18 protein-coding genes are annotated in these 20,610 nt (G+C 46.8%); 6 read left to right on the forward strand and 12 right to left on the reverse strand.

The annotated features are described in order from the left end of the window. Positions 1–610 precede the first annotated feature (610 nt). Positions 611–2,398 (reverse strand): translation elongation factor 4, encoded by a 1,788-nt coding sequence (gene lepA, locus Q1A18_RS12725; protein WP_299580679.1) that lies wholly within the window; start codon positions 2,396–2,398, stop codon positions 611–613. A gap of 212 nt (positions 2,399–2,610) precedes the next feature. Between lepA and Q1A18_RS12730 the strand changes: the two genes are divergently transcribed. The 3 genes from Q1A18_RS12730 to Q1A18_RS12740 all read left to right on the forward strand — a co-directional run bounded on the left by Q1A18_RS12730 (position 2,611) and on the right by Q1A18_RS12740 (position 6,271). Next, positions 2,611–4,308: a family 10 glycosylhydrolase gene (locus Q1A18_RS12730; RefSeq protein WP_299580682.1), complete on the forward strand. Its 1,698-nt coding sequence runs from the start codon at positions 2,611–2,613 to the stop codon at positions 4,306–4,308. 103 nt (positions 4,309–4,411) lie between these two features. Then, positions 4,412–5,101, forward strand: coding sequence for a lipid-A-disaccharide synthase N-terminal domain-containing protein (locus tag Q1A18_RS12735; protein ID WP_299580685.1), 690 nt, complete (start codon positions 4,412–4,414; stop codon positions 5,099–5,101). Positions 5,102–5,299: 198 nt separating this feature from the next. Further along, positions 5,300–6,271 (forward strand): GDP-mannose 4,6-dehydratase, encoded by a 972-nt coding sequence (locus Q1A18_RS12740; protein ID WP_299580688.1) that lies wholly within the window; start codon positions 5,300–5,302, stop codon positions 6,269–6,271. 54 nt (positions 6,272–6,325) lie between these two features. Here Q1A18_RS12740 and Q1A18_RS12745 read toward each other — a convergent pair whose 3' ends face one another. Further along, the gene (locus tag Q1A18_RS12745; RefSeq protein ID WP_299580691.1) at positions 6,326–6,709 is read right to left on the reverse strand and encodes a MotA/TolQ/ExbB proton channel family protein; all 384 of its coding nucleotides are present in this window, start codon (positions 6,707–6,709) and stop codon (positions 6,326–6,328) included. A 226-nt stretch (positions 6,710–6,935) separates the two neighbouring features. Here Q1A18_RS12745 and Q1A18_RS12750 point away from each other — a divergent pair, with 226 nt between their 5' ends. From Q1A18_RS12750 to Q1A18_RS12760, 3 genes are all read left to right on the forward strand, one after another. Then, entirely contained in the window at positions 6,936–8,060 is a 1,125-nt protein-coding gene (locus Q1A18_RS12750; RefSeq protein WP_299580694.1) for a histidine kinase, read from the forward strand. Further along, the gene (locus Q1A18_RS12755) at positions 8,048–8,770 is read left to right on the forward strand and encodes a LytTR family DNA-binding domain-containing protein (RefSeq protein WP_299580697.1); all 723 of its coding nucleotides are present in this window, start codon (positions 8,048–8,050) and stop codon (positions 8,768–8,770) included. Before Q1A18_RS12750 ends, Q1A18_RS12755 begins: the two co-directional genes overlap by 13 nt. Before the next feature lie 136 nt (positions 8,771–8,906). Further along, positions 8,907–9,476: a YkgJ family cysteine cluster protein gene (locus tag Q1A18_RS12760; protein ID WP_299580700.1), complete on the forward strand. Its 570-nt coding sequence runs from the start codon at positions 8,907–8,909 to the stop codon at positions 9,474–9,476. A 211-nt stretch (positions 9,477–9,687) separates the two neighbouring features. Here Q1A18_RS12760 and Q1A18_RS12765 read toward each other — a convergent pair whose 3' ends face one another. The 10 genes from Q1A18_RS12765 to murD all read right to left on the reverse strand — a co-directional run bounded on the left by Q1A18_RS12765 (position 9,688) and on the right by murD (position 20,609). After that, positions 9,688–10,071, reverse strand: coding sequence for a hypothetical protein (locus Q1A18_RS12765; protein ID WP_299580703.1), 384 nt, complete (start codon positions 10,069–10,071; stop codon positions 9,688–9,690). A gap of 161 nt (positions 10,072–10,232) precedes the next feature. Continuing rightward, complete coding sequence (locus Q1A18_RS12770; RefSeq protein WP_299580705.1) at positions 10,233–10,682, reverse strand: GatB/YqeY domain-containing protein; 450 nt, start codon at positions 10,680–10,682, stop codon at positions 10,233–10,235. 42 nt (positions 10,683–10,724) lie between these two features. After that, on the reverse strand, positions 10,725–12,143 hold the full coding sequence (ftsZ, locus tag Q1A18_RS12775; RefSeq protein WP_299580708.1) for a cell division protein FtsZ: 1,419 nt from the start codon (positions 12,141–12,143) through the stop codon (positions 10,725–10,727). Positions 12,144–12,163: 20 nt separating this feature from the next. Beyond that, a complete protein-coding gene (gene ftsZ, locus Q1A18_RS12780; RefSeq protein WP_299580711.1) occupies positions 12,164–13,429 on the reverse strand; it encodes a cell division protein FtsZ in 1,266 nt (421 codons plus the stop codon). 21 nt (positions 13,430–13,450) lie between these two features. Then, on the reverse strand, positions 13,451–14,749 hold the full coding sequence (ftsA, locus tag Q1A18_RS12785; RefSeq protein ID WP_299580714.1) for a cell division protein FtsA: 1,299 nt from the start codon (positions 14,747–14,749) through the stop codon (positions 13,451–13,453). Between the two features lie 5 nt (positions 14,750–14,754). Further along, positions 14,755–15,504 carry a hypothetical protein gene (locus tag Q1A18_RS12790; protein ID WP_299580717.1) on the reverse strand — a complete coding sequence of 250 codons (750 nt, stop codon included), beginning with the start codon at positions 15,502–15,504 and terminating at the stop codon, positions 14,755–14,757. After that, positions 15,497–16,882 carry a UDP-N-acetylmuramate--L-alanine ligase gene (gene murC / locus Q1A18_RS12795; protein ID WP_299580720.1) on the reverse strand — a complete coding sequence of 462 codons (1,386 nt, stop codon included), beginning with the start codon at positions 16,880–16,882 and terminating at the stop codon, positions 15,497–15,499. Before murC ends, Q1A18_RS12790 begins: the two co-directional genes overlap by 8 nt. After that, the gene (gene murG / locus Q1A18_RS12800) at positions 16,883–17,983 is read right to left on the reverse strand and encodes an undecaprenyldiphospho-muramoylpentapeptide beta-N-acetylglucosaminyltransferase (protein ID WP_299580723.1); all 1,101 of its coding nucleotides are present in this window, start codon (positions 17,981–17,983) and stop codon (positions 16,883–16,885) included. It abuts the gene before it with no gap. Position 17,984: 1 nt separating this feature from the next. Next, entirely contained in the window at positions 17,985–19,184 is a 1,200-nt protein-coding gene (locus Q1A18_RS12805; RefSeq protein ID WP_299580726.1) for an FtsW/RodA/SpoVE family cell cycle protein, read from the reverse strand. An 87-nt stretch (positions 19,185–19,271) separates the two neighbouring features. Next, complete coding sequence (gene murD, locus Q1A18_RS12810) at positions 19,272–20,609, reverse strand: UDP-N-acetylmuramoyl-L-alanine--D-glutamate ligase (protein ID WP_299580729.1); 1,338 nt, start codon at positions 20,607–20,609, stop codon at positions 19,272–19,274. Position 20,610 lies beyond the last annotated feature (1 nt).

A 20,610-nucleotide genomic window follows, 5' to 3' on the forward strand; every position in this document is an offset into this window, starting at 1 on the left:
GAAGGCACGAAGAAACGAACGCACGAAGTCATGAACGCACGCACAATCTGAGCATCCGAAAATCTGACAATCAATTATTAATTGAAAAGGCTAAAGAATCAAGGAGAAAGGTTAAAGTAGGAAACCAATAGGCCGCTCCTTACGCTAGTGGTTGGATTTCCTTCCATTCTCGAAGGGAAGGTGGCCCGGGAACCGGGACGGATGGGTTAAGAAGGCACGAAGTCACGAACGCATGAACGTACGAACTCACGCAGAATCCGAATAGCTGACTAGCTAAGCATCCGAAAACCTGACTGTCTGGTTACCACGTAAATAACTGTTGACTAACAACCAATGACCATTATTGACAAATAATGACCATCAATGACAAACTTTTCTTTTAACCGCAAAGAGCGCTAAGGAAGTGCAAAGCTACCAAACGCATGAAGCTACGGAGCTGAAAACCGATAACGGATAACTGAAAACCCTCTCCTTAACCGCAAAGAATGAAGAAAATAGGCAGAAGGTGAATTCCCATCCCCTTTGCCCTATGCTCCAAGCTCTTTACCATCAAGGGACTCAGGAACTCCTATGAAATTCCCAACCCTAAAAAAGTAAGGGGTAAAATCTGCTAATCCAGCTTCAATACCGCCATAAAGGCATTTTGCGGCACCTCAACGTTACCAACCTGCTTCATCCGTTTCTTACCCTTTTTCTGCTTTTCCAACAGCTTGCGTTTCCGCGAAATATCACCCCCGTAACATTTGGCGGTCACGTCTTTTCGAACAGCTTTCACCGTTTCGCGGGCAATAATTTTAGCGCCGATAGCCGCCTGAATGGCAATGTCAAATTGCTGACGCGGGATTAGCTCTTTCAGCTTTTCGCACATGCGACGTCCCATGGGGTAAGCATTGTCGAAGTGGATCAGCGAAGACAGGGCATCAACCATTTCGCCGTTCAGCAAAATATCCAGACGCACCAGTTTGGCCGGTTTGTATCCAATAATGTGGTAGTCGAATGAGGCATAGCCCTTCGAAATGGACTTCAGTTTATCGTAGAAGTCAAACACAATTTCGCCCAGTGGCAAGTCGAATGTCAACTCAGCACGCTCGGCGGTGAGGTAATCCTGTTTGGTCAGGGTTCCCCGTTTTTCGAGGCATAAAGTCATTACCTGCCCAATAAAATCAGACTTGGTAATAATCTGTGCCCGGATATAAGGTTCATCAATTTCTTCGATGGTTGTGGATGCCGGCAAGCCCGACGGGTTATACACCGTAATGGTTTCACCGCTGGTGGTGTGTACTTTGTACGACACGTTGGGCACGGTGGTAATCACGTTCATATCGAACTCCCGATCCAGCCGTTCCTGAATAATTTCCATGTGCAGCATTCCCAGGAATCCGCAGCGGAAACCAAACCCTAAGGCGGCCGATGATTCGGGCTCGTAAGTCAGCGAAGCATCATTCAGCTGCAGCTTTTCCATGGCCGAACGCAGGTCTTCATAGTCATCCGAGTCGATGGGGTAAACTCCGGCAAATACCATGGGTTTTACCTCTTCAAATCCTTCAATGGCTTTCGGACAAGGACGTGCTTTATGGGTCAGGGTATCTCCCACCTTCACTTCTTTGGCGGTTTTAATACCCGAAATAATGTAGCCTACATCACCCGTGCTAAGCGTTTTACGTTTTTCCATATTCAAGCGCAGCACCCCAATTTCATCGGCATTGTATTCTTTCTTGGTGTTGACAAACTTCACCAAGTCACCTTGATTGATGGTTCCGTTGACAATCTTGAAATAGGCAATCACCCCGCGAAACGAGTTAAACACAGAGTCGAATACCAGTGCTTCCAATGGCGCTTCCGCATCGCCTTTCGGTGCCGGAATAACTTCCACAATCCGGTTTAAAATATCGGCTACGCCTTCACCGGTTTTTCCGCTGGCACGAATAATGTCTTCGCGACTGCAACCAATCAGATCAATAATCTGGTCTTCCACCACTTCCGGCATGGCATTGGGCAAGTCCATCTTATTCAGAATCGGAATAATTTCCAGGTCGTGTTCAATGGCCAGGTAAAGGTTTGAAATGGTTTGCGCCTGAATTCCCTGCGTGGCATCAATAATCAGCAAGGCACCTTCACAGGCCGCAATCGAACGCGACACCTCGTACGAAAAGTCAACGTGTCCCGGAGTATCAATCAGGTTCAACACATACTTTTGCCCATCCTGCTCATAGTCCATCTGAATGGCATGGCTTTTAATGGTGATCCCGCGTTCTTTCTCCAGGTCCATATTATCAAGCACTTGTGCTTTCATGTCCCGTTCGCTCACGGTTTTGGTCACTTCTAAAAGTCGGTCAGCCAGGGTACTCTTCCCATGGTCAATGTGTGCGATAATGCAAAAGTTACGTATATTCTTCATGTATTTAAAAACCTTTCTTTCAATTACTCCTGATCGATTCCGCGCAAAGATATTTAAAATTTGATAACAATAATACAATGCTCAAGCCCGCAAGAAAGTTTAATGTCGATTTAAGATATTGTGGAAATTGAAAAATAGGGGCTATTTTGGCCGCCTAGTCAACCTAATTCAAGAACATTCCTACTTTCACAGGAATACTTAGTTAAACCAACATGAACACTTCACCCTTATTTCATCTCTTTTTATTTTTGCTGGTTCCGTTTGCAACCGCCTGTGCCGATGACAACACGAATGACCTCAATCAACCCACGGCTCCTGCCGTTGAAGATCATTGGAAGCAACCGTTTTTTGCGTCTGAAGAAACCTACCAGGCCGATCAGGTAAACCCACCTTATGCAGAAAATGGCGGACGAAGTGCCGATCAAATGATAATTTACACCGCAGCCTATGGCGATCATACCAACACCAACCCCTGGGGCGTGGAAGCCATCATTGAAGATGGCATTGTGGTTAATGTAGGCGGAAATGACTCTCCGATTCCCTCAAGCGGAATGGTTCTGTCGGGTCATGGAAAAGCAGCCAATTGGATTAATGATCACCTTGAAGTGGGCGACAAGGTTGAAAAAAACGGCCGCATCATTCGCGTTATTTCGTCTGAAAATTCACTGGTCAACCGGGCCCAGGTATTCATCCGTAACGGAAAAAGCAGAAGCGCGGAAATCAAGCACCCGTCCATCAATCCGGAACATCTAACTGCGCTTGAACAAACATTTAACACCACCCTTAAAGCCTTTAAAGCAGCCAAGCAAGCCGGTGATTCGTCCAAAGTGCAACAGCTGGCCGAAGAAAGTTTATTGCTTGGAAAAGACTATTTCTATTACACCTTTCCGGCCCTTGAGAATGACGAGCGATCGGCCTGGCTGGAAATACACGGAATGAGCCAGGAAGAGCTGGAAGCGGTATTTAAAGACCTGGCAGAAATCGGATTTAATGCCGTTTGCCCGGAGGTGATTTACCGGGGCTGGTCAATCTTTCCGGATGCCCCCAATGGCTTAAACCAATACCCCGATTTCATTGGCCGCGATCCGATGCAGGAAATGATTGAGCTGGGTGAAAAATACAACATTAAGGTAATCCCTTGGGTCTGGGTGTATTTTATTGGGGTTGATCATTTCCCTGATCTGATTAACAACCGCAGGGAATGGCTGGCCGTATCACGCCAAGGCAAACACCCGTCGGTTGTCGAAGCCGGATTCTACTACTTCTGCCCAAGCCGCGATGAAGTAAAAGACTACTGGCTGCAGATTTATCAGCACATGCATGAAAAATATCAAATCAAGGATCTTCAACTGGATTACATCCGCTACCCCGGAGAGCCCTGGACCAATGATTATTGCTACTGTGAGGTATGCCGCCAAAAGTTTGCCGAGCAAAACGATGGTGTCGACCCGCTTGACATTAGCCCTGAGGCCAATCCACAACTTTGGGTGAAATGGGATAAATACAGGCAGGCCAATGTCAATCGTTTTGTAGAAGCGGTAAGCGACCTGCTTCCCGGGGTGAATATCTCGGCTGCAGTGGTGCCCGACCGGGAAGCCTCGCTTAAGCACAAAAAACAGGATTGGGGAAAATGGCTTGACAACAACTGGCTCAACACGGTTTACATCATGTCTTACTCTTCGGATGTGGATTTGGTGGCCTGTCATATCGACTACATGGTAGCTCAAACAGATGACCAACACCGGGGCATTGCCGGCCTGGGACCTTTTCAAGGCATGAAACCCGAAATTTTGGTCAAAGAAATTGACTTGGGCCGCCTCAAACAACTTGATGGCACCTGTCTTTTCCTGTACAACGCCCTCACCGAAGAGCAAAAATATGCCCTCCGGAAAGGCCCTTACCGTAAATAAGCTTTAGCAGGCCCACACCGCCGACGATTCCCTAAATGCGTCGGCGGGAAATTAAAATCCACAAGAATTCAGTTATCTTTGCACCGTTTGATAATGATTTTACATGAAAGATTACCTGATCTATAGTATCGGATTTTTAAGCCAGATCCTGTTTTTTGCGCGCACCATCATCCAGTGGTTCAAGTCGGAGCACGAAGGCAAAGTATTATCGCCTACCCTGTTTTGGAAGATCAGCCTGCTGGCTTCAATCTTAATGCTGATCTACGGCATTATGCGCAACGATGCCGCCATTCTGATCGGGCAAATCCTGGTTTACTTTATCTATGTGCGAAATATCCAGCTCAAAAACGACTGGAAAACCATGTCGCCCGTTATGCGCGGGGGCATTCTGATAATGCCTGCAATTATTCTGAGTTTTTTGTTTATAGGTACCGACTACTCGCTGGCTACCTTTTTCAAGAATGAAAACAACCCGCTGTTGCTCATGATCTGGGGAATTTTGGCGCAACTGATTTTCATTTCCCGCTTCTTCTACCAATGGCTTTACTCGGAAAACCGTAAAGAATCGATTCTGCCTCTCGGTTTTTGGATCATTAGCATTGTTGGATCAGCCATGAACTTTATCTATGGGGTGTATCGGCTTGACCCGGTTCTGGTGGCAGCACACAGCCTGGGCATGTTTGTTTACCTGCGTAACATCCTGATTCACTATAACCGCCGCAGCCTGTTCAGCCGGCTGAACATCCCGGTGTTGGAGAAGCTCATTGCCTTTGTTTCGGGAAAGATCAAGTAGCTCATACATTTCGAACTGAAAAGTTCACCCCCGGCTGACCTTCATGGATTCTTTGGTCGTGAATCCCAATTGTCATTCGGTTAATACCCAAAGGGGCAACCACTGAAAGCAGTCTTTTCAATCTTTTTAACCGAAAGAAATGACTATTGCCTGATCTTCCTTAAATTTGCAGGCATCGTATTAAGAATATTCAAGCTTATGCAATCAACCATCGTTGTTACCGGATGTGCCGGATTTATAGGTTCTCACCTGAGTGAAAAACTGCTGGCAGCAGGCAATCAGGTCATCGGTATCGATAATTTCGATCCGTTTTACGACCGCCAGGTCAAAGAACGCAACCTGTCAGGTTTTCAAAACCATCCCCACTTTCGCTTCATCGAAGTGGATCTGGCCAACCAGGAAGCCTTGAGCCGGGAGCTTGCTCAGGAGCAGATTGATGTGATTGTTCACCTAGCCGGTAAAGCCGGGGTTCGTCCGTCCATTGAAGATCCGCAGGGGTATATTCGGGCCAACATTGCAGCCACCCAAAACATTTTAGATGTCATGAAAAACAAAGGCATCAAAAAATTAGCCTTTGCCTCGTCCTCGTCGGTTTATGGCAACACCAAGGAAACCCCCTTTCATGAAGAGCAGGATGTAAGCCGTCCCATTTCGCCCTATGCTTTTACAAAAAAAGCCTGCGAACTGCTCAACTACACCTACCACTCTTTGTATGAACTGGACATCATCAACCTGCGCTTTTTCACCGTGTTTGGTCCGCGCCAACGGCCCGACCTGGCCATTCACAAATTTACCCGGCTGATTTTAAACGGGGAAGAAATTCCGATGTTTGGCGATGGCAGCACCTCGCGCGACTACACGTATTACGAAGATACGGTAGCCGGAATTCAAGGGGCTATTGACTACCTGCAAACCAACCAGGGAGTTTACGAGACACTGAATTTGGGGAACAACCAACCGGTAAAACTCAGCGAAATGATTGCAGCCATTGAAAAAGCCTGCGGGGTAAAAGCAAACATCAAGCAGTTGCCCATGCAGCCCGGCGATGTGGACATTACCTTTGCCAATATTGAGAAAGCAAAAAAAATGCTGGGGTACAATCCGCAGTATTCATTTGAAGAAGGGGTTAAAAACTTTGTGGACTGGTACCGCCAGCTTCAGACCAGCTAACAAAAATAGGATTGTTCCGACCGAAAGTACGATCGGAACAATCCCATTTTCTACTTAAGCTTCCTGTTCACTTTTGCGGGTGTACACTTCCTTTAGCGCTCCCCAAAAAATCAGTGAAAGAATAAAGAGAATGGTTCCGTAAACCGGGGTAATCATACTCACTTTTAAGCCACCGGCCACCAACGACGGAGATATATCGCCAGCCACCTCAATGGCATCAAAGGCCATAATCAAGCCAATAGCCTGCCCCAAAAAACCTGTAACCATGGCTAAACTTCCAAAGAGTAATATCAATCCAAGGCCACTTTTCGTAACTTTCCCCTGTACAAAAAAATGAACCAGCTTTTGTACAGTAAAGACCAGCATGCCAATTCCCCAAATGGTAACAAGTGACATAAACGTTGGTCCTCCCATGTAGAATAAATCAAACAGTTTCATGATCGTTAAATTTAAGGTTAAATCATGATACGAAGTTAGGAACGGCGCATTTTTTCACCTCATTTTATCGACCAACAGCACCAAAAGGCAAGGATTCGACCCGACCTGAATTTTTCAGCCTCAGCCCAAAGCCCAATACCTTTCAACCACCTTTTGAAGTTATTCATCGACATTCTTTTCATCTCAGCCCTTTTTTTCAGTAATTTGATCCTCAGATTTGATGCCCATGAAGATCTTCCAAAAACGAATAGCAGAAACGATGCGACCGATCGGAATTATGAAAGTCGGCCAGCATCTGCTGTTTTGGATTGTTTCGTATTTGTTTTTCATCCTGTTTTTTGGACGCGCCAACCGCGACTACCAAACCACGATTATTTTTGCCTCACTCCTGTTTCCATTGGCCATCGTCACCAGCTACTTCCTGAATTATTTTCTGATTCCCCATTTTCTATACAAAAACAAGACAGGTAAGTTCGTGCTGTTCCTGGGCTATACCATCGTATTCACGCTTTGGGCCGAGCTCATCATCAGCATGTTTGTGTTTGTCATTGTCAGCGATTTTCAGTTTTACAAGCTCGACCCCACTTCCTTCGACATGGTCTTTCTGCTGGTTGGGCTGTATTTCATTATCCTTGCCTTCATTGCCATTGAGCAGGTTAAGCGGGCCTTCGATATTAAAAAAGAAAACACCCGACTGGAAAAGCGACAGCTGGAAACCGAACTCAAACTGCGGGAGTCTGAACTAAAAGTGCTTCGGGCACAAATTCACCCCCACTTTCTTTTCAACACCCTGAACAACCTGTATGGTTTAACGCTTGAAAAATCGGAGCTGGCACCGGAGCTGGTACTCAAACTTTCCGATTTAATGGACTACATGCTTTACAAATGCAACCGCCCCAAAGTTCCTCTGGAGAGCGAGCTGAATCATTTGAAGAATTATATGGAAATTGAGCGGATACGCTACGGGCAGCACTTGAAAATCGACTTCAGGCAGGAAGGTGATCCCAGCTCCCTGGAGATTGCGCCCATGCTCTTACTGGCTTTTTTCGAAAACGCCTTTAAACACGGGGTCAGCAAGTCCATTCAGAATCCGTTTGTCCAAATTGACCTGCGCATTACCGGCCAGCAGTTTGAACTTCGGATTTTAAACAGCCGCAACCCGCTAACCACTCAAAACGAAGACTATACCCAGGGTATCGGCCTGAAGAACGTCAGAAAGCGGCTGGAGTTGATTTATCCAGACACCCATCAGTTGGAAATCAAACCCGAAGCCAATACCTTTGAAATTAAGCTTCAGCTAAAACTGGACGCGCTAAGCGCACCTCAACAAGAAAACCTATGGACGAACTAACTTATAACTGTTTGATTGTTGACGATGAACCCATTGCCATTCGGGTGATCAAAAATCACCTTCAGGAATTTAAAAACCTGAAACTGGTAGGCGAATGCAACCATGCCATTGAAGCCATTGAAGTGCTGTCGAAGCACCGGGTAGACCTGTTGTTTTTAGACATCCAGATGCCCCAGATTACCGGCGTTGAGTTGCTAAAAAACCTGAATCATCCGCCTAAGGTCATCTTCACCACGGCTTACCGCGATTATGCCATCGAAGCTTTTGAACTGGATGTGGTGGACTACCTGCTGAAACCCATCTCCTTGCTTCGTTTCACCAAAGCCATCAACCGGTTCTACCAACGAATGAACGAAACAAGCCCTGCTGAAGTTCCACCCACCGACTCGGCTCACAAACCAGACCATTTGTTTTTGAAGGCAGACAAGAAACTGCACAAGGTTTTGTTTGAAGAACTTATTTACCTGGAAAGCTTTGGCGATTACGTCATTGCCCACACTGAAAAAGGGAAGATAACCACCAAAGAACGTATCAGTCATTTGGAAGAGCAGCTACCACAAGACCGCTTTCTTCGCGTTCATCGCGGCTTCATTATTGCCACAACCAAGATTTCAGCCATCCAGCCGGGGCTGGTTGAGCTGGGCAAATTCAAAATTCCGGTGGGCCGCAGCTACAAATCGGCACTCGAAAAATTAATTCCAAAGCCCTGAAAGGCGCATAAAAAAAGGGCAAACGCCAGACCGAAAAAAAAATTATTTGAAGTGCATTTTTTTGAATCAACCTATTATTCAAATAATTACTTTTGTTTCTGGAAATTAAAATCGCTTTCCAAGGTTCACAAAAAGGATGATCAAGAAAATAAAGCAAGTGCAAAAAGTGCTCGAAGAAGCTGCTTTGCACACCCAGCAATTTCAAAAAACAAGTCAAATAAGCTGCCTGTCGGGATGCTTCAAGTGCTGTCTTAAAAAAGACATTTACGCCAGCCCGCTGGAATTTCTCCCTTTTGCCTATCACCTGTATGAAACCAAGCAGGCAGATGCTTTTTACGATCAGTTGGAAAGCCGCACGGAAACCATATGCGCCCTCTTCAGCCCACTCAGCTCCGATGGCTGGGGATGTATTGAATACGAATACCGCGGCTTGATCTGTCGGCTGTTTGGCTATTCAACCACCTCGGATAAAATGGCTCAAAGGCGCATGGTAAGCTGCAAACCCCTGAAGGAAACGCGCGAGTACCAAACCATGCAGCCCGACACCCTTCAGCAGGCGCCTTTATTTCAGGATTACTACATGCAGCTGGCTTCCATCGACTGGCAGCTGGCCAACGAGAGCCTGCCGATCAACCAAGCCATCAAACGCGCCATAGAAATGGTGCTCACCTATTTCACGTACACCGACAACAAGTGGAGTGCTTAGGTAAATTGAAGCGCAGACAGCTACATCGTTAACCCATTTTGGGGGTTTAGGCGCTTTGGGTTCCCTGATTTTGGAGGGTACAGCGATGAAGTCCGATGAGTGTGTTTCCGGCAAGCTTATCTTTCGTGCATTGCACCGTAGCCCAAGGCATCCTTCTTGCCAGTAACCTTGTCTCCTTATTGAGAGACATTTGTACCAGGCTATTCGCTCTTCATCCAATCAGCTTAAAGCATCGTTGTTCATGCACAACCACAAAGCTTGGAGTGATAATCAAGTATTCGAATCCGTATTCTACACCTTTCTGGTACCGAAAAGGATCCCTCCCCTCATGAGCAACACAATCAGAAGCTTGGAATACCTTCCCCTTGACATGGGCAACCAATCCGTCAACTCTGGAAACCGTCCCCATGACATGGGCAACCAATCCGTAACGCTGGAAAGCGTCCTCATGGCGTGGGCGACCAATCCGCAAGCCCGGAAACCTTCCCCATGGCATGGGCAGCCAATCCGTAACGCTGGAAAGCTTCCCCATGGCATGGGCGACCAATCCGTCAGCCCGGAAAGCGTCCCCATGGCGTGGGCAGCGAATCCGCAAAGCTGGAAGCGTTCCCGTTTAGGCTTTTCACCCCAAACCAATGAAGGCGGAAAGAAACCAGCGTATCTGCTGTTTCTCTCCGCCTTCCAAAGCTTTTATCGAAACGGAAGTTTTTGCAAACTTTCTTCCGTGACTTAATTCGGTTACTTCCTGGCTATAGATTAAGCCAACAAAGCTTTCACCTTATCGGCAATGTCTTTTCCATCGGCCTGTCCGGCCAGTTGTTTCGAAGCAATTCCCATCACTTTACCCATGTCTTTCATGCCGCTGGCACCTACTGATGCAATAATGGTTTTAATGGTTGCCTCCAACACTTCATCACTCATTTTCTCGGGCAGGTACACTTCAAATACCTCCACCTGCTTCATCTCTTGCTCGTATAAATCTTCGCGGCCCTGTTCTTTATAAATGGTAGCCGAGTCGCGTCCTTGCTTGGCCAGTTTCTGAATCACCTTCACCACTTCCTGGTCGTCCAGTTCGGCGTTGGCACCTTTGGCCGCCCGTGCTTCAAGCAAAACTTTCTTAATCGCACGGATCGCTTCCAATTTATCCTTTTCGCGGGCTTTCATGGCCGCTTTCATATCTTCGTTAATCTGATCAAATAATCCCATTGCTTGGTAATTTTAAAATGATTAATTCGTGTGTTCTAACCCTTAGTCAACTTTGTCGTGCAGGTAGGAGTTGTTGTCCCGCAATTTGGTGTTATCCTCCTCATCGGGCGATAAGGAAAAGCGCGACAATTTCTCTTCAAATTTCTTTTTCACATTCTGAAGATTCACCTTTTTCCGACGGTAGGCCGGTATGTTCTCCAGCTCGTCCACTTCTTCATCGGAGGATGAGGAATAATCCAGCTTCACCGAATATTCTTTCGCAGGATCAACTGACGTTGAGCTTCCGTACAGCTCGTCAAATTCATCTTTGGGCTTATTGATTTCGAACTCAATTGCCTGCTGGTTAATGCTTGCCCGTTTGGGCTCACCCCCGGTAAAGGGCACCCGGGCCTCTGCCTTTGGACGTGGCGGCGCTACCGATTGCGGCTCATCCACCAGGGTATGGTAGGTTTTCTCCACTTTGCGGGCAGCCATCATCTCCGGAATACTGCTCACGCTGAACCCGGTGGCAATAATGGTGACCGAAATTTCTTTCCCCAGCTTTTCATCATGCCCGTTCCCCCAAATCAAATCCGCATCATGTCCGGCTTTGGCCTGCACATAGTCCGTAATCTGACCAATTTCATCCATCGTCACTTCTTCTTCTCCTGAAGTAATGTTCAGCAAAATATTGCGGGCTCCATTGATGTCGTTATTATTCAGCAGGGGTGAGTTCAGGGCTTCTTCAACGGCACGCAGGGCCCGGTCTTCACCTTCGGTTTTGGCCGATCCCATGATGGCCACACCACTGGTACGCATCACCGTTTCCACATCGGCAAAATCCACATTGATATAGCCCGGAACAGTAATAATCTCGGCAATACCTTTGGCAGCCGTAGTCAGCACATTATCCGCCTTGGCAAACGCTTCCGAGATTTTAAAGTCACCGTACATCTCGCGAATACGCTCATTGTTGATGACCAGCAACGAATCCACATGATTCTCCATTTCTGCAATCCCGTCAATGGCTTGCTTAATGCGTCGGCGCCCTTCGTTGCGGAACGGAAGGGTAACAATGCCCACGGTCAGAATGTCCAGTTCTTTGCAGGCTTCGGCAATTACCGGAGCAGCTCCGGTACCGGTTCCGCCCCCCATTCCGGCGGTAATAAACACCATTTTGGTGGAAGCCTGCAAGGTATTTTTGATCTCCTCAATGCTTTCAATTGCTGCTTCGCGGCCAACTTGCGGCTTGTTTCCCGCACCACGTCCTTCCGTCAGCGATTCTCCAAGCTGAAGTTTCAACGGCACAGGGCTGTTCTTCAGCGCCTGCTCATCCGTATTGCACAGCATAAATCCCACATCTTTAATTCCTTGCTGAAACATGTGGTTAACTGCGTTTCCACCTCCACCACCTACACCTATTACCTTAATAATTTCTTCTGAGCTTGTATTTAAATCGAAGTTTATGATATCGCTTGCCATAGACTTTTTCTTCTTAATCGTTAATTCTCAATTTCTTCATCCTGATCATCAAAAAAACGGTTAAACTGGCGCTGAAACCAGCTGTCAGTTGTTCCATTTTCCTGGTTTTCTTCAGAGACCAGTTCCTGCTTTCGTTTTGCTTTCGACTTGCCGGATTGGTTTTTTCGAGTGCGAGATGCTGCCTGGGGCTGCACCTGATGTACTTCATTTTCAAGAATCAGCTGGTCTTCTTCATCTTCCAGGTTAATTTCACAGGCTTGTTCTTCCAAAACCACTTCTTCTTTGGGTTCCTTTTTCTGTAACAAACTGTTCGGGTTTTTGTCAAACCGAGTTGCAATCAAGGTGACACTAACTTTGTTTTCGAGCCGTTTATCCAGACTGTTTCCCCAAATAATGTTCGCATCCTGCCCCGCCTTTTCCTGCAGAAATTCGATGATATCGCCAATCTCTCCCATTCTGACTTCCTCTTCTCCCGAGGTAATGTTCAGCAAAATATCTTTCGTCCCCTTGATGTCATTACTGTCCAGCAAAGGTGACTCCAGCGCTTTAAGCACCGCTTCCATAGCCCGGCCATCGCCTTCGGCCACTCCGGTTCCCATAATAAATACATCACTTCCGGCCATCACGGTATGCACATCGGCATAGTCAATGTTAATGTTTCCGTGAAGCGTAATGATTTCGGCGACTCCTTTTACAGCTGTCCCTAAAATGTTATCAGCCTTTTTGAACGCCTGAGAGGCCGGCAAATCGCCGTAAATCTTGTGTAGCTTTTCATTACTGATCACCAGCAAGCTATCCACATGTTCCTTGAGTTTTTCCACCCCTTCCAAAGCCTGTTGGAAGCGTCGTTTCCCTTCGGCCGGAGCAGGAATAGTTACCACCGCAATTGTCAGAATATCCAATTCCCGGGCCAGTCCGGCAATCACCGGCGCCGCTCCGGTACCGGTTCCGCCACCCAGTCCCGCCGTAATAAACAGCATCTTGGTCGTGCCTTCCAGCACCCCACGAATATCATCCAGGTTTTCAATGGCCGCCTGTTCACCCTGCAAAGGCATGTTTCCGGCGCCCCGTCCTTCCGTCAAACTGACACCTAATTGAATTTTTATCGGCACGGGACTTGTCCGCAAGGCCTGTGCATCCGTGTTACAAATCAAAAAGTCAACACCTTCAATGCCTTCTCCAAACATGTGGTTGACTGCGTTGCATCCGCCACCTCCCACACCTATCACTTTGATGATAGACGACTTTGATTCCTGAAATCCAAAATTTAAGATGTCCTCCGTCATATTCGGGGATTTTTCGTGATTTTAAAACATTTCCGTATCCTGTTCATCATCGAAGAACAGCGTCACCTGGCGCGTTACTTCCTTTTTCATTTGCGAGAAGAAGCCAGGCTGAGTGGAGCGTACTTTCTTTTTCTTCGCTTTGAAGAAAAACTCTTTAGTCGGTTCTTGTTCTGTTTCATTCAATGCCATTTGAAGCAAGCCTAAAACCGTCGCATTCCGAGGGTCTTCCAGCTCTTTATACTGGTCGCCCAGTTTTAAGCGCGGAATGCCTTTGCGAACGTCCAACCCGGTCTGAAACTTAATCAGTTGCCCCAGGTTGGGCATCAGTGCGCTACCACCGGTAAGCACAATGCCGGCTCCAACCTGATCCATGTAACCCGATTTTTCGAGCTGAAAGAAAAAGGCTTCAATAATCTCTTCCATGCGGGCCTGAATAATAAAAGCCAGGCTTTTGAATGAAATTTCCTTAGGCTCCCAACCCGAAATACCGGGAATGGTCACCACTTTATCTTCCGGGGCAAAATCGCCCATCGCTTGTCCAAACTGTACTTTCAACGATTCGGCCTGACGCGCCAAAATCGTACAGCCTTCTTTAATATCGTGTGTAATCACATTGCCTCCAAACGGAATCAGGGCTGAGTAACACAAAACGCCATCCCGGTAGACAGCCATTTTGGTGGTTCCGCCTCCGATGTCGAGCAGCACAACGCCCGCTTCCTTTTCATCCTCTGAAAGCAGCATTTCCGAGGAAGCCAACGGATCAATCATCGTTTTACGGATGGTAATGCCCGCCCGCTCAAAGCAAAGTTTCAGGTTCTCTTCGTACACTTCAGGAGCAACAAGCAATTTAAAATCAGCCTGCATCTTTTCGCCCGCCATGCCCACGGGATTCGGAATCCCCGCCTCATGATCAATGGTGAAAAGCAGGGGAGAAGTATGGTAAATTTTGTATCCGGCAGGAAGGTCAACCTTTTTCACCTGCTGAAAGAGGGCATCCACATCTTCTTCCGACACAATCCGACGCTCGCCGATGTACCGTTCCCCCTTGTTGGTCAAAGTCTTCAGCTGCTGCCCAACAATGTTGACGTAAACCTCTTCAATATCTCCCTGAAAGGCATCTTCAGCCTGACGAATAGCTTCGTGAATAGCAGAAAAGGCTTCATCGATATTCAGCACGACACCACGCTTCACTCCCATGGAGCGAGCTTTTCCGTAACCCAGAATCTCAATTTTACCGGCTTCATTTTTCCTGCCGGCCACTACAACCACCTTGGTGGTACCGACATCAACGGCTGCTACTATTTTTCCACTCTTGCTCATATACTCTATTTTTTAGTGCACACGACCTGGTTCGTATATTTCAAATTTATTTTCGAATAATGATCCCATCCTGTTGAAGAAAATGCCTGCTCGTAAAGGGCTTTCAAATTCCTCAGTTTGATTTTATAATCGGATGGTTTTCCAAATTCAACCAATTGATCGCCAATCAGTGTTGACATAATCAGCTCTCCATTGGCATTCACCTGCATCTGCTCAATCTGGGCATGCCAGAATTCATCGCCATGAATAAAATTGATCAGCGGCAACAATTCCTCCCGGGCATATTTTTCACTGGGCTGTCCGCTAACGAGCAATACCCGGCTGGTAAAAGCACCACTTGCCGGAATACGCACCCCTTCGCTATCCAGGTAAAAATCTTCCTTGGCATTTCTGATTCGCACGACAGGCTCTCGCTGCGCCACTTCCACAATCAGTTTGCCTTTAAAATCCATATCCTGCCCCACCACCCGGCGGTAGATCTCAATATTTTTAATGGCGGTTTCCTTTTTCAAAGCCCGCTCAAGCTGCTCGGTGTTAATTTCATTCAACTTTTTTTCAAACAGTTTGTCATCTGCCTTTTTCACCAGCCGCATAATTTCTTCTTCGTCAATAAAACGGGGCGAATCTTCGTGAATTCGCACGATCAGGTCCTGACAGCTGACCCGTGCCAACTTACCTGAAGAGAATGCCATGGTGATGGCAACCACAACCACCAGCAGTCCCAAAGCCCCTATTTTTATGACCGATTTAAACATGCTCTACCTCCTTCAAAATAGCTTTAACAGGCTCCACCAAGGTGTCAATATTACCGGCTCCCATCATCAGAATCACCCCATCGTCAAGCTTTTCAGCCCAGGCGGGGAATGCTGCTTTGGTAACCAGTTGCTTGTTTTCGTTTTTAAGCTGATCAAAAATCAAGGCTGACCTCACGCCTTCCATCGGCTTTTCACGCGCCGGATAGATATCCAGCAAAATGATTTCATCCAATTGGTCCAGCTCCCGGGCAAAGTCGTCAGCAAAGTCGCGTGTGCGGCTAAACAGGTGCGGCTGGAAAATACCGGTTACCTTACGACCGGCAAACATGTCGCGCACCGAAGCAATCGTCGCTTTCAATTCTGCCGGATGATGTGCATAATCATCAATCAAAATGAACCGTTTGCTACGGTACTGTATGTCGAAGCGACGTTTCACGCCCTGGTAAGCAGCCAAGGCAATCATTAGTTCTTCGGAAGTTACTCCGGCCAGCAAGGCCAGCGATGAGGCAGCAACCGCATTCTCCACATTCATTAGTCCCGGATAATTCAGGTGCACCCCTTCAATCTTCCCTTTCGGATGAACCAGGTCAAACTGGTAAGCTTCGTCAACCAGCTCGATATTTTCGGCATAAAAATCAGCTTTCTCGTTAAGCGAATACGTATAGTAACGAACCGCACTATCCGGTTGTTGATCAACGACCAGGCCTTTTTTCACGACCAAGGCTCCGCCGTCCTTTACCTGACCGGCAAAAGCGTTAAACGAATCCACCAGAGCCTGCTCCGTTCCATAAATATCCAAATGGTCGGCATCCATTGAAGTGATCACCGCCAGGTTAGGGAACAGCTGCAAAAACGAACGGTCAAACTCATCAGCTTCAGCAACGACCCAATCACTTTGTCCATCCAGCAGCAGGTTGCTTTGGTAGTTTTTGGAAATGCCCCCCATAAAAGCCGTACACCCCAATTCCGAGCTATGCAGGATATGCGCCAGCATCGTCGAAACGGAAGTTTTTCCATGGGTACCAGCCACCGCACAACATTGCAGTTCGTGGCAAATCATGCCCAGCACTTCCGAGCGCTTTTTCATCACAAAACCATGGGTTTCGATAAAAGTCCGCTCTCCCAAATCAGCGGGAACAGCAGGTGTATAAACGACCAGGCAAACTTCTTTTTGCAAATGATCAGCCAGCCAGTCAGGCTGATCCTCGTAATGCACATCTATGCCTTCGGCCTGCAGGGTTTGGGTAAGCTTGGTCTCCGTTCGGTCGTAGCCTGACACGGCATAGCCGGCATGCTTGAAGTAGCGAGCCAAGGCGCTCATCCCAATTCCTCCAATTCCAAGGAAATAAACCTGCTTAATATGTGTTAACCCAATCATTTATTTCTTTACTTCATTTAATATTACTTCGACAATATCGGCCGTGGCATTCGGTTTTGCCATTTTCAGGCTGTTCTCCGACAATGTCTTCAGTCGTTCTTCATTCTGAACCAGTTCCAGGGCCACCGGGAACAATTTTTTAACGGCCTCAAAATCTTTCACCATTTCAGCGGCATCATTTTCTACCAAGGCCATGGCATTTTTAGTTTGATGATCCTCAGCCACATTGGGTGAAGGCACCAACACGGAAGCTTTTCCCAGCAAGCAAATTTCAGAGATTGTACTTGCTCCTGCCCGCGAAATAACCAGATCAGCGGCGGCATAAGCCAAATCCATTTGCGACAAGAACTCATAGAGGTGAATATTCTTACGCAGTTGTCCGTTGAACCGCTCCAATATTTCTTTATAATAAAATGATCCGGATTGCCAGATAATCTGTACTCCTGATTTGGATATCAAATCCAGGTTTTTCAGAATACTTTCATTCAAGGTGCGGGCTCCCAAACTTCCCCCCATGACCAGTATCACCGGCTTCCCTTCACTCAGGCCAAAGGTTTTATAGGCCACTTGTTTGTCCACCTTGTTCAACAAGGTTTGACGAAAAGGGTTTCCCGTAAGCACAATCCGCCATTTGGGAAAGTATTTTTCCATATTGGGATAGGCCACACAAATCTTTTTGACCCGTTTAGCCAGCCACTTGTTGGTTTTTCCGGCATACGAGTTTTGCTCTTGCAAAATGGTTGGAATGCCTTTTCGTGAGGCCGCTTTCAATACCGGTCCGCTGGCAAATCCACCAACACCAACCACCACGTCCGGCTTGAAGTCCCGAACGATTTTGCGGGCTTTAAGCATACTTACAAATAAGAACCACACAAAACTGAAAAGTTTCAAGGACAACTTACGCGGCAAGCCAATGACCGGCAAACCAATAATTGGGTAACCAGCAATCGGTACACGCTCCATTTCCATTTTGCCTTGCGCACCTACAAACAGGATATCAACTTCAGGAACTTGCGCCTTAATTTCATTGGCTATGGCCAGGGCCGGAAAGATATGCCCTCCGGTTCCTCCTCCGCTGATTATTACTTTTAATTTTTCCATTTTACAGTTCCTCATCTTCATCCGGCATGTCAATCATGACCGGTGGTTCTACAACTTCTTTGTTTCGCTGGTTGTGATAACTGACCGATAAAATTGCGCCAAAAGAAACAGCGGTAAACAGCATGGAAGTACCTCCCATACTAACCCAGGGCATCGGCTGCCCCGTTACCGGAGCAACTCCCACGGAAACCGCCATATTAATTATGGCTTGAAAGACCAGCAACAAAACCAGCCCCGCTGTTAAAAATGCGGGGTATGTCCTGTTGGACCTTCGGACAATGACCACTCCCCGATACAAAAGAATCAGGTACAGTAAGGCAACAAAAAATCCTCCAAAAATGCCATACTCCTCAATAATGATGGCATAGATAAAGTCATTGTACGCCGCTTCCATGTAATTGCTTACTTCACTTTGTCCCGGTCCTTTCCCAAGCATTCCCCCTTCATAAATGGCCAGTTTGGCATAATCGGCCTGGGTAGTTCCCAGTTCGGCATGATCATCGCCAAAGATAAAGTCGTCGATTCGCTCCTTGAAGGTGTGAACACGTCCAACCGAGGCCGGAATAAAGTCAGCGGTAAAGTACACTGTCGTTAATAAGAGCAAGCCTCCGCCTACCGTAATCAATAAGTATTTGGCAGGAATACGGGCAATCAGCATCAAAATCATGATGCACATGAAAATCAGTCCTGCGGTGGAAATATCTCCCAAAAAGATAATGCCACAAACAAGGCCGCTAGCACCCATTACCCAATAAAAAGCTTTTCTCAGTTCTTCCCGCGACTTCTGTCTCTTGGCCAACACCTTAGCCACAAACATCATCAACGATATTTTGGCCAGTTCAGCCGGCTGAAAGCTCAGAAAGCCCAGGTCAAGCGAACGCGGAGTGGCTTTGCCCGGGCTCAGCTTATACTGGACAAAGGCTGCCACCAGCGCACCCACCGTAACCACCAAAAGCAAGGGCGCGATGTACGTATAAAATTTGACCGGAATGACATTGACCAGGAAAGCTATGAGCCCAAATCCCAACAGTAAAAATATGAGCTGTCGTCCCAGGTAATAAAAGGTATTACCGCCTGCTTCGCGATAAGCCAAACGCCCGGTTGCACTGTAGACAATCAACAGTGAAATGAGTGATAAAAGACCAAGTACCACCCACAAAATCCGGTCACCTTTCAATAATTTTCCCAAGGAGAAATTCATTCCAGTTTCTATTTTTTAGTCCTGTTTCCAGTTTTATATGCTACACAAAAAAAATCAAATCAAAAATCCATCGTCACATGGATGTGGCTACAATTCACGAACAGCGTTTTTAAACTGACGCCCACGATCTTCGTAGTTCTCGAACAAATCGAAGCTGGCACAAGCCGGCGACAATAAAACGGTCTCGCCATTTTTAGCCAGGTAATAAGCCGATCGTACCGCATCGGTCATATCTTCAGTTTCAATAATATCAGGCACTAAACCGGCAAAAGCTTCCTTGATCTTTTGATTGTCAACCCCCAGGCAAATGATGGCCCTGACCTTGTCTTTCACCAAATCATTTAACGCCTCATAGTCATTCCCTTTATCAACACCGCCGGCAATCCAGATGATCGGTTTGCTGACACTTTCCAAAGCATACCAGGTCGAATTCACATTGGTCGCTTTAGAATCGTTGATAAACTCAATCCCATGTACGGTTAAAAAACGTTCGAGTCGGTGTTCGACTCCTTTAAAATCAGATAAACTTTCTCTGATCTTGTCGTTTTTTATGGTTAACACCATACCCGCCAAGCCTGCGGCCATCGAGTTGTAGGTGTTATGTTTTCCTTGTAATGCAATATCAAAAATGGACATATTGAATGATTTTTTTTTCCAGTTGATAACTAAATCTTCGCCTTCAATTCCCGCTCCATTTCCCGGAGCTTTTTCCCAGCCAAATGGCAGGCAGGTAGCTGAAATGGATCTTTTATCCAGCTCCTTTTGAATGATTGGATCATCTGCTCCGTAAATGAAAAAGTCATTTGCTGTTTGGTTTTGCAGAATCCGGAACTTGGAGTCCACATAATTCTGCAGTTGATAGTCATATCGGTCCAGATGATCCGGAGTGATGTTCAACAGAATGGCCACGTCTGCTTTAAACTCATACATGCCGTCGAGCTGGAAGCTGCTCAACTCAAGCACATAGTACTCATACGTTTTTTCGGCCACCTGCCAGGCAAAACTTTGCCCCACATTTCCGGCTAATCCGACCTTTAAGCCAGCTGTTTGCAGCAAATGATAAATCAGCATGGTTGTGGTGGTCTTGCCATTGCTTCCGGTAATACAAATGGTTTTTGCCTGGTTGTAACGACCGGCAAATTCAATTTCCGAAATCACGGGAACGCCCCGTGCTTTGAGCTGCTTTATCAAGGGAGCCGCATCAGGCACCCCCGGACTTTTGACCACCAGGTCAGCATTCAGAAGTTGCTCTTCCGAATGTTTTCCTTCTTCAAAAGGAATCGTATACTTGATTAGAACGTCTTTATATTTATCCTGAATCTTTCCGGCATCCGAGACCCAGACATCAAAACCCTGTTTCTGAGCTAAAATGGCGGATCCCACACCGCTTTCACCAGCACCTATGACGACAAGCCGCTTTGCCATG

Origin of the sequence: uncultured Sunxiuqinia sp., assembly GCF_947495665.1 — a bacterium.
Taxonomy (GTDB): domain Bacteria; phylum Bacteroidota; class Bacteroidia; order Bacteroidales; family Prolixibacteraceae; genus Sunxiuqinia; species Sunxiuqinia rutila.

Excerpts from the sequence above, each read along its gene's own strand:
- lepA (WP_299580679.1), bottom strand. The coding sequence starts at position 2,398 with ATGAAGAATATACGTAACTTTTGCATTATCGCACACATTGACCATGGG.
- Q1A18_RS12730 (WP_299580682.1), top strand. The coding sequence starts at position 2,611 with ATGAACACTTCACCCTTATTTCATCTCTTTTTATTTTTGCTGGTTCCG.
- Q1A18_RS12735 (WP_299580685.1), top strand. The coding sequence starts at position 4,412 with ATGAAAGATTACCTGATCTATAGTATCGGATTTTTAAGCCAGATCCTG.
- Q1A18_RS12740 (WP_299580688.1), top strand. The coding sequence starts at position 5,300 with ATGCAATCAACCATCGTTGTTACCGGATGTGCCGGATTTATAGGTTCT.
- Q1A18_RS12745 (WP_299580691.1), bottom strand. The coding sequence starts at position 6,709 with ATGAAACTGTTTGATTTATTCTACATGGGAGGACCAACGTTTATGTCA.
- Q1A18_RS12750 (WP_299580694.1), top strand. The coding sequence starts at position 6,936 with ATGAAGATCTTCCAAAAACGAATAGCAGAAACGATGCGACCGATCGGA.
- Q1A18_RS12755 (WP_299580697.1), top strand. The coding sequence starts at position 8,048 with ATGGACGAACTAACTTATAACTGTTTGATTGTTGACGATGAACCCATT.
- Q1A18_RS12760 (WP_299580700.1), top strand. The coding sequence starts at position 8,907 with ATGATCAAGAAAATAAAGCAAGTGCAAAAAGTGCTCGAAGAAGCTGCT.
- Q1A18_RS12770 (WP_299580705.1), bottom strand. The coding sequence starts at position 10,682 with ATGGGATTATTTGATCAGATTAACGAAGATATGAAAGCGGCCATGAAA.
- ftsZ (WP_299580708.1), bottom strand. The coding sequence starts at position 12,143 with ATGGCAAGCGATATCATAAACTTCGATTTAAATACAAGCTCAGAAGAA.
- ftsZ (WP_299580711.1), bottom strand. The coding sequence starts at position 13,429 with ATGACGGAGGACATCTTAAATTTTGGATTTCAGGAATCAAAGTCGTCT.
- ftsA (WP_299580714.1), bottom strand. The coding sequence starts at position 14,749 with ATGAGCAAGAGTGGAAAAATAGTAGCAGCCGTTGATGTCGGTACCACC.
- Q1A18_RS12790 (WP_299580717.1), bottom strand. The coding sequence starts at position 15,504 with ATGTTTAAATCGGTCATAAAAATAGGGGCTTTGGGACTGCTGGTGGTT.
- murC (WP_299580720.1), bottom strand. The coding sequence starts at position 16,882 with ATGATTGGGTTAACACATATTAAGCAGGTTTATTTCCTTGGAATTGGA.
- murG (WP_299580723.1), bottom strand. The coding sequence starts at position 17,983 with ATGGAAAAATTAAAAGTAATAATCAGCGGAGGAGGAACCGGAGGGCAT.
- Q1A18_RS12805 (WP_299580726.1), bottom strand. The coding sequence starts at position 19,184 with ATGAATTTCTCCTTGGGAAAATTATTGAAAGGTGACCGGATTTTGTGG.
- murD (WP_299580729.1), bottom strand. The coding sequence starts at position 20,609 with ATGGCAAAGCGGCTTGTCGTCATAGGTGCTGGTGAAAGCGGTGTGGGA.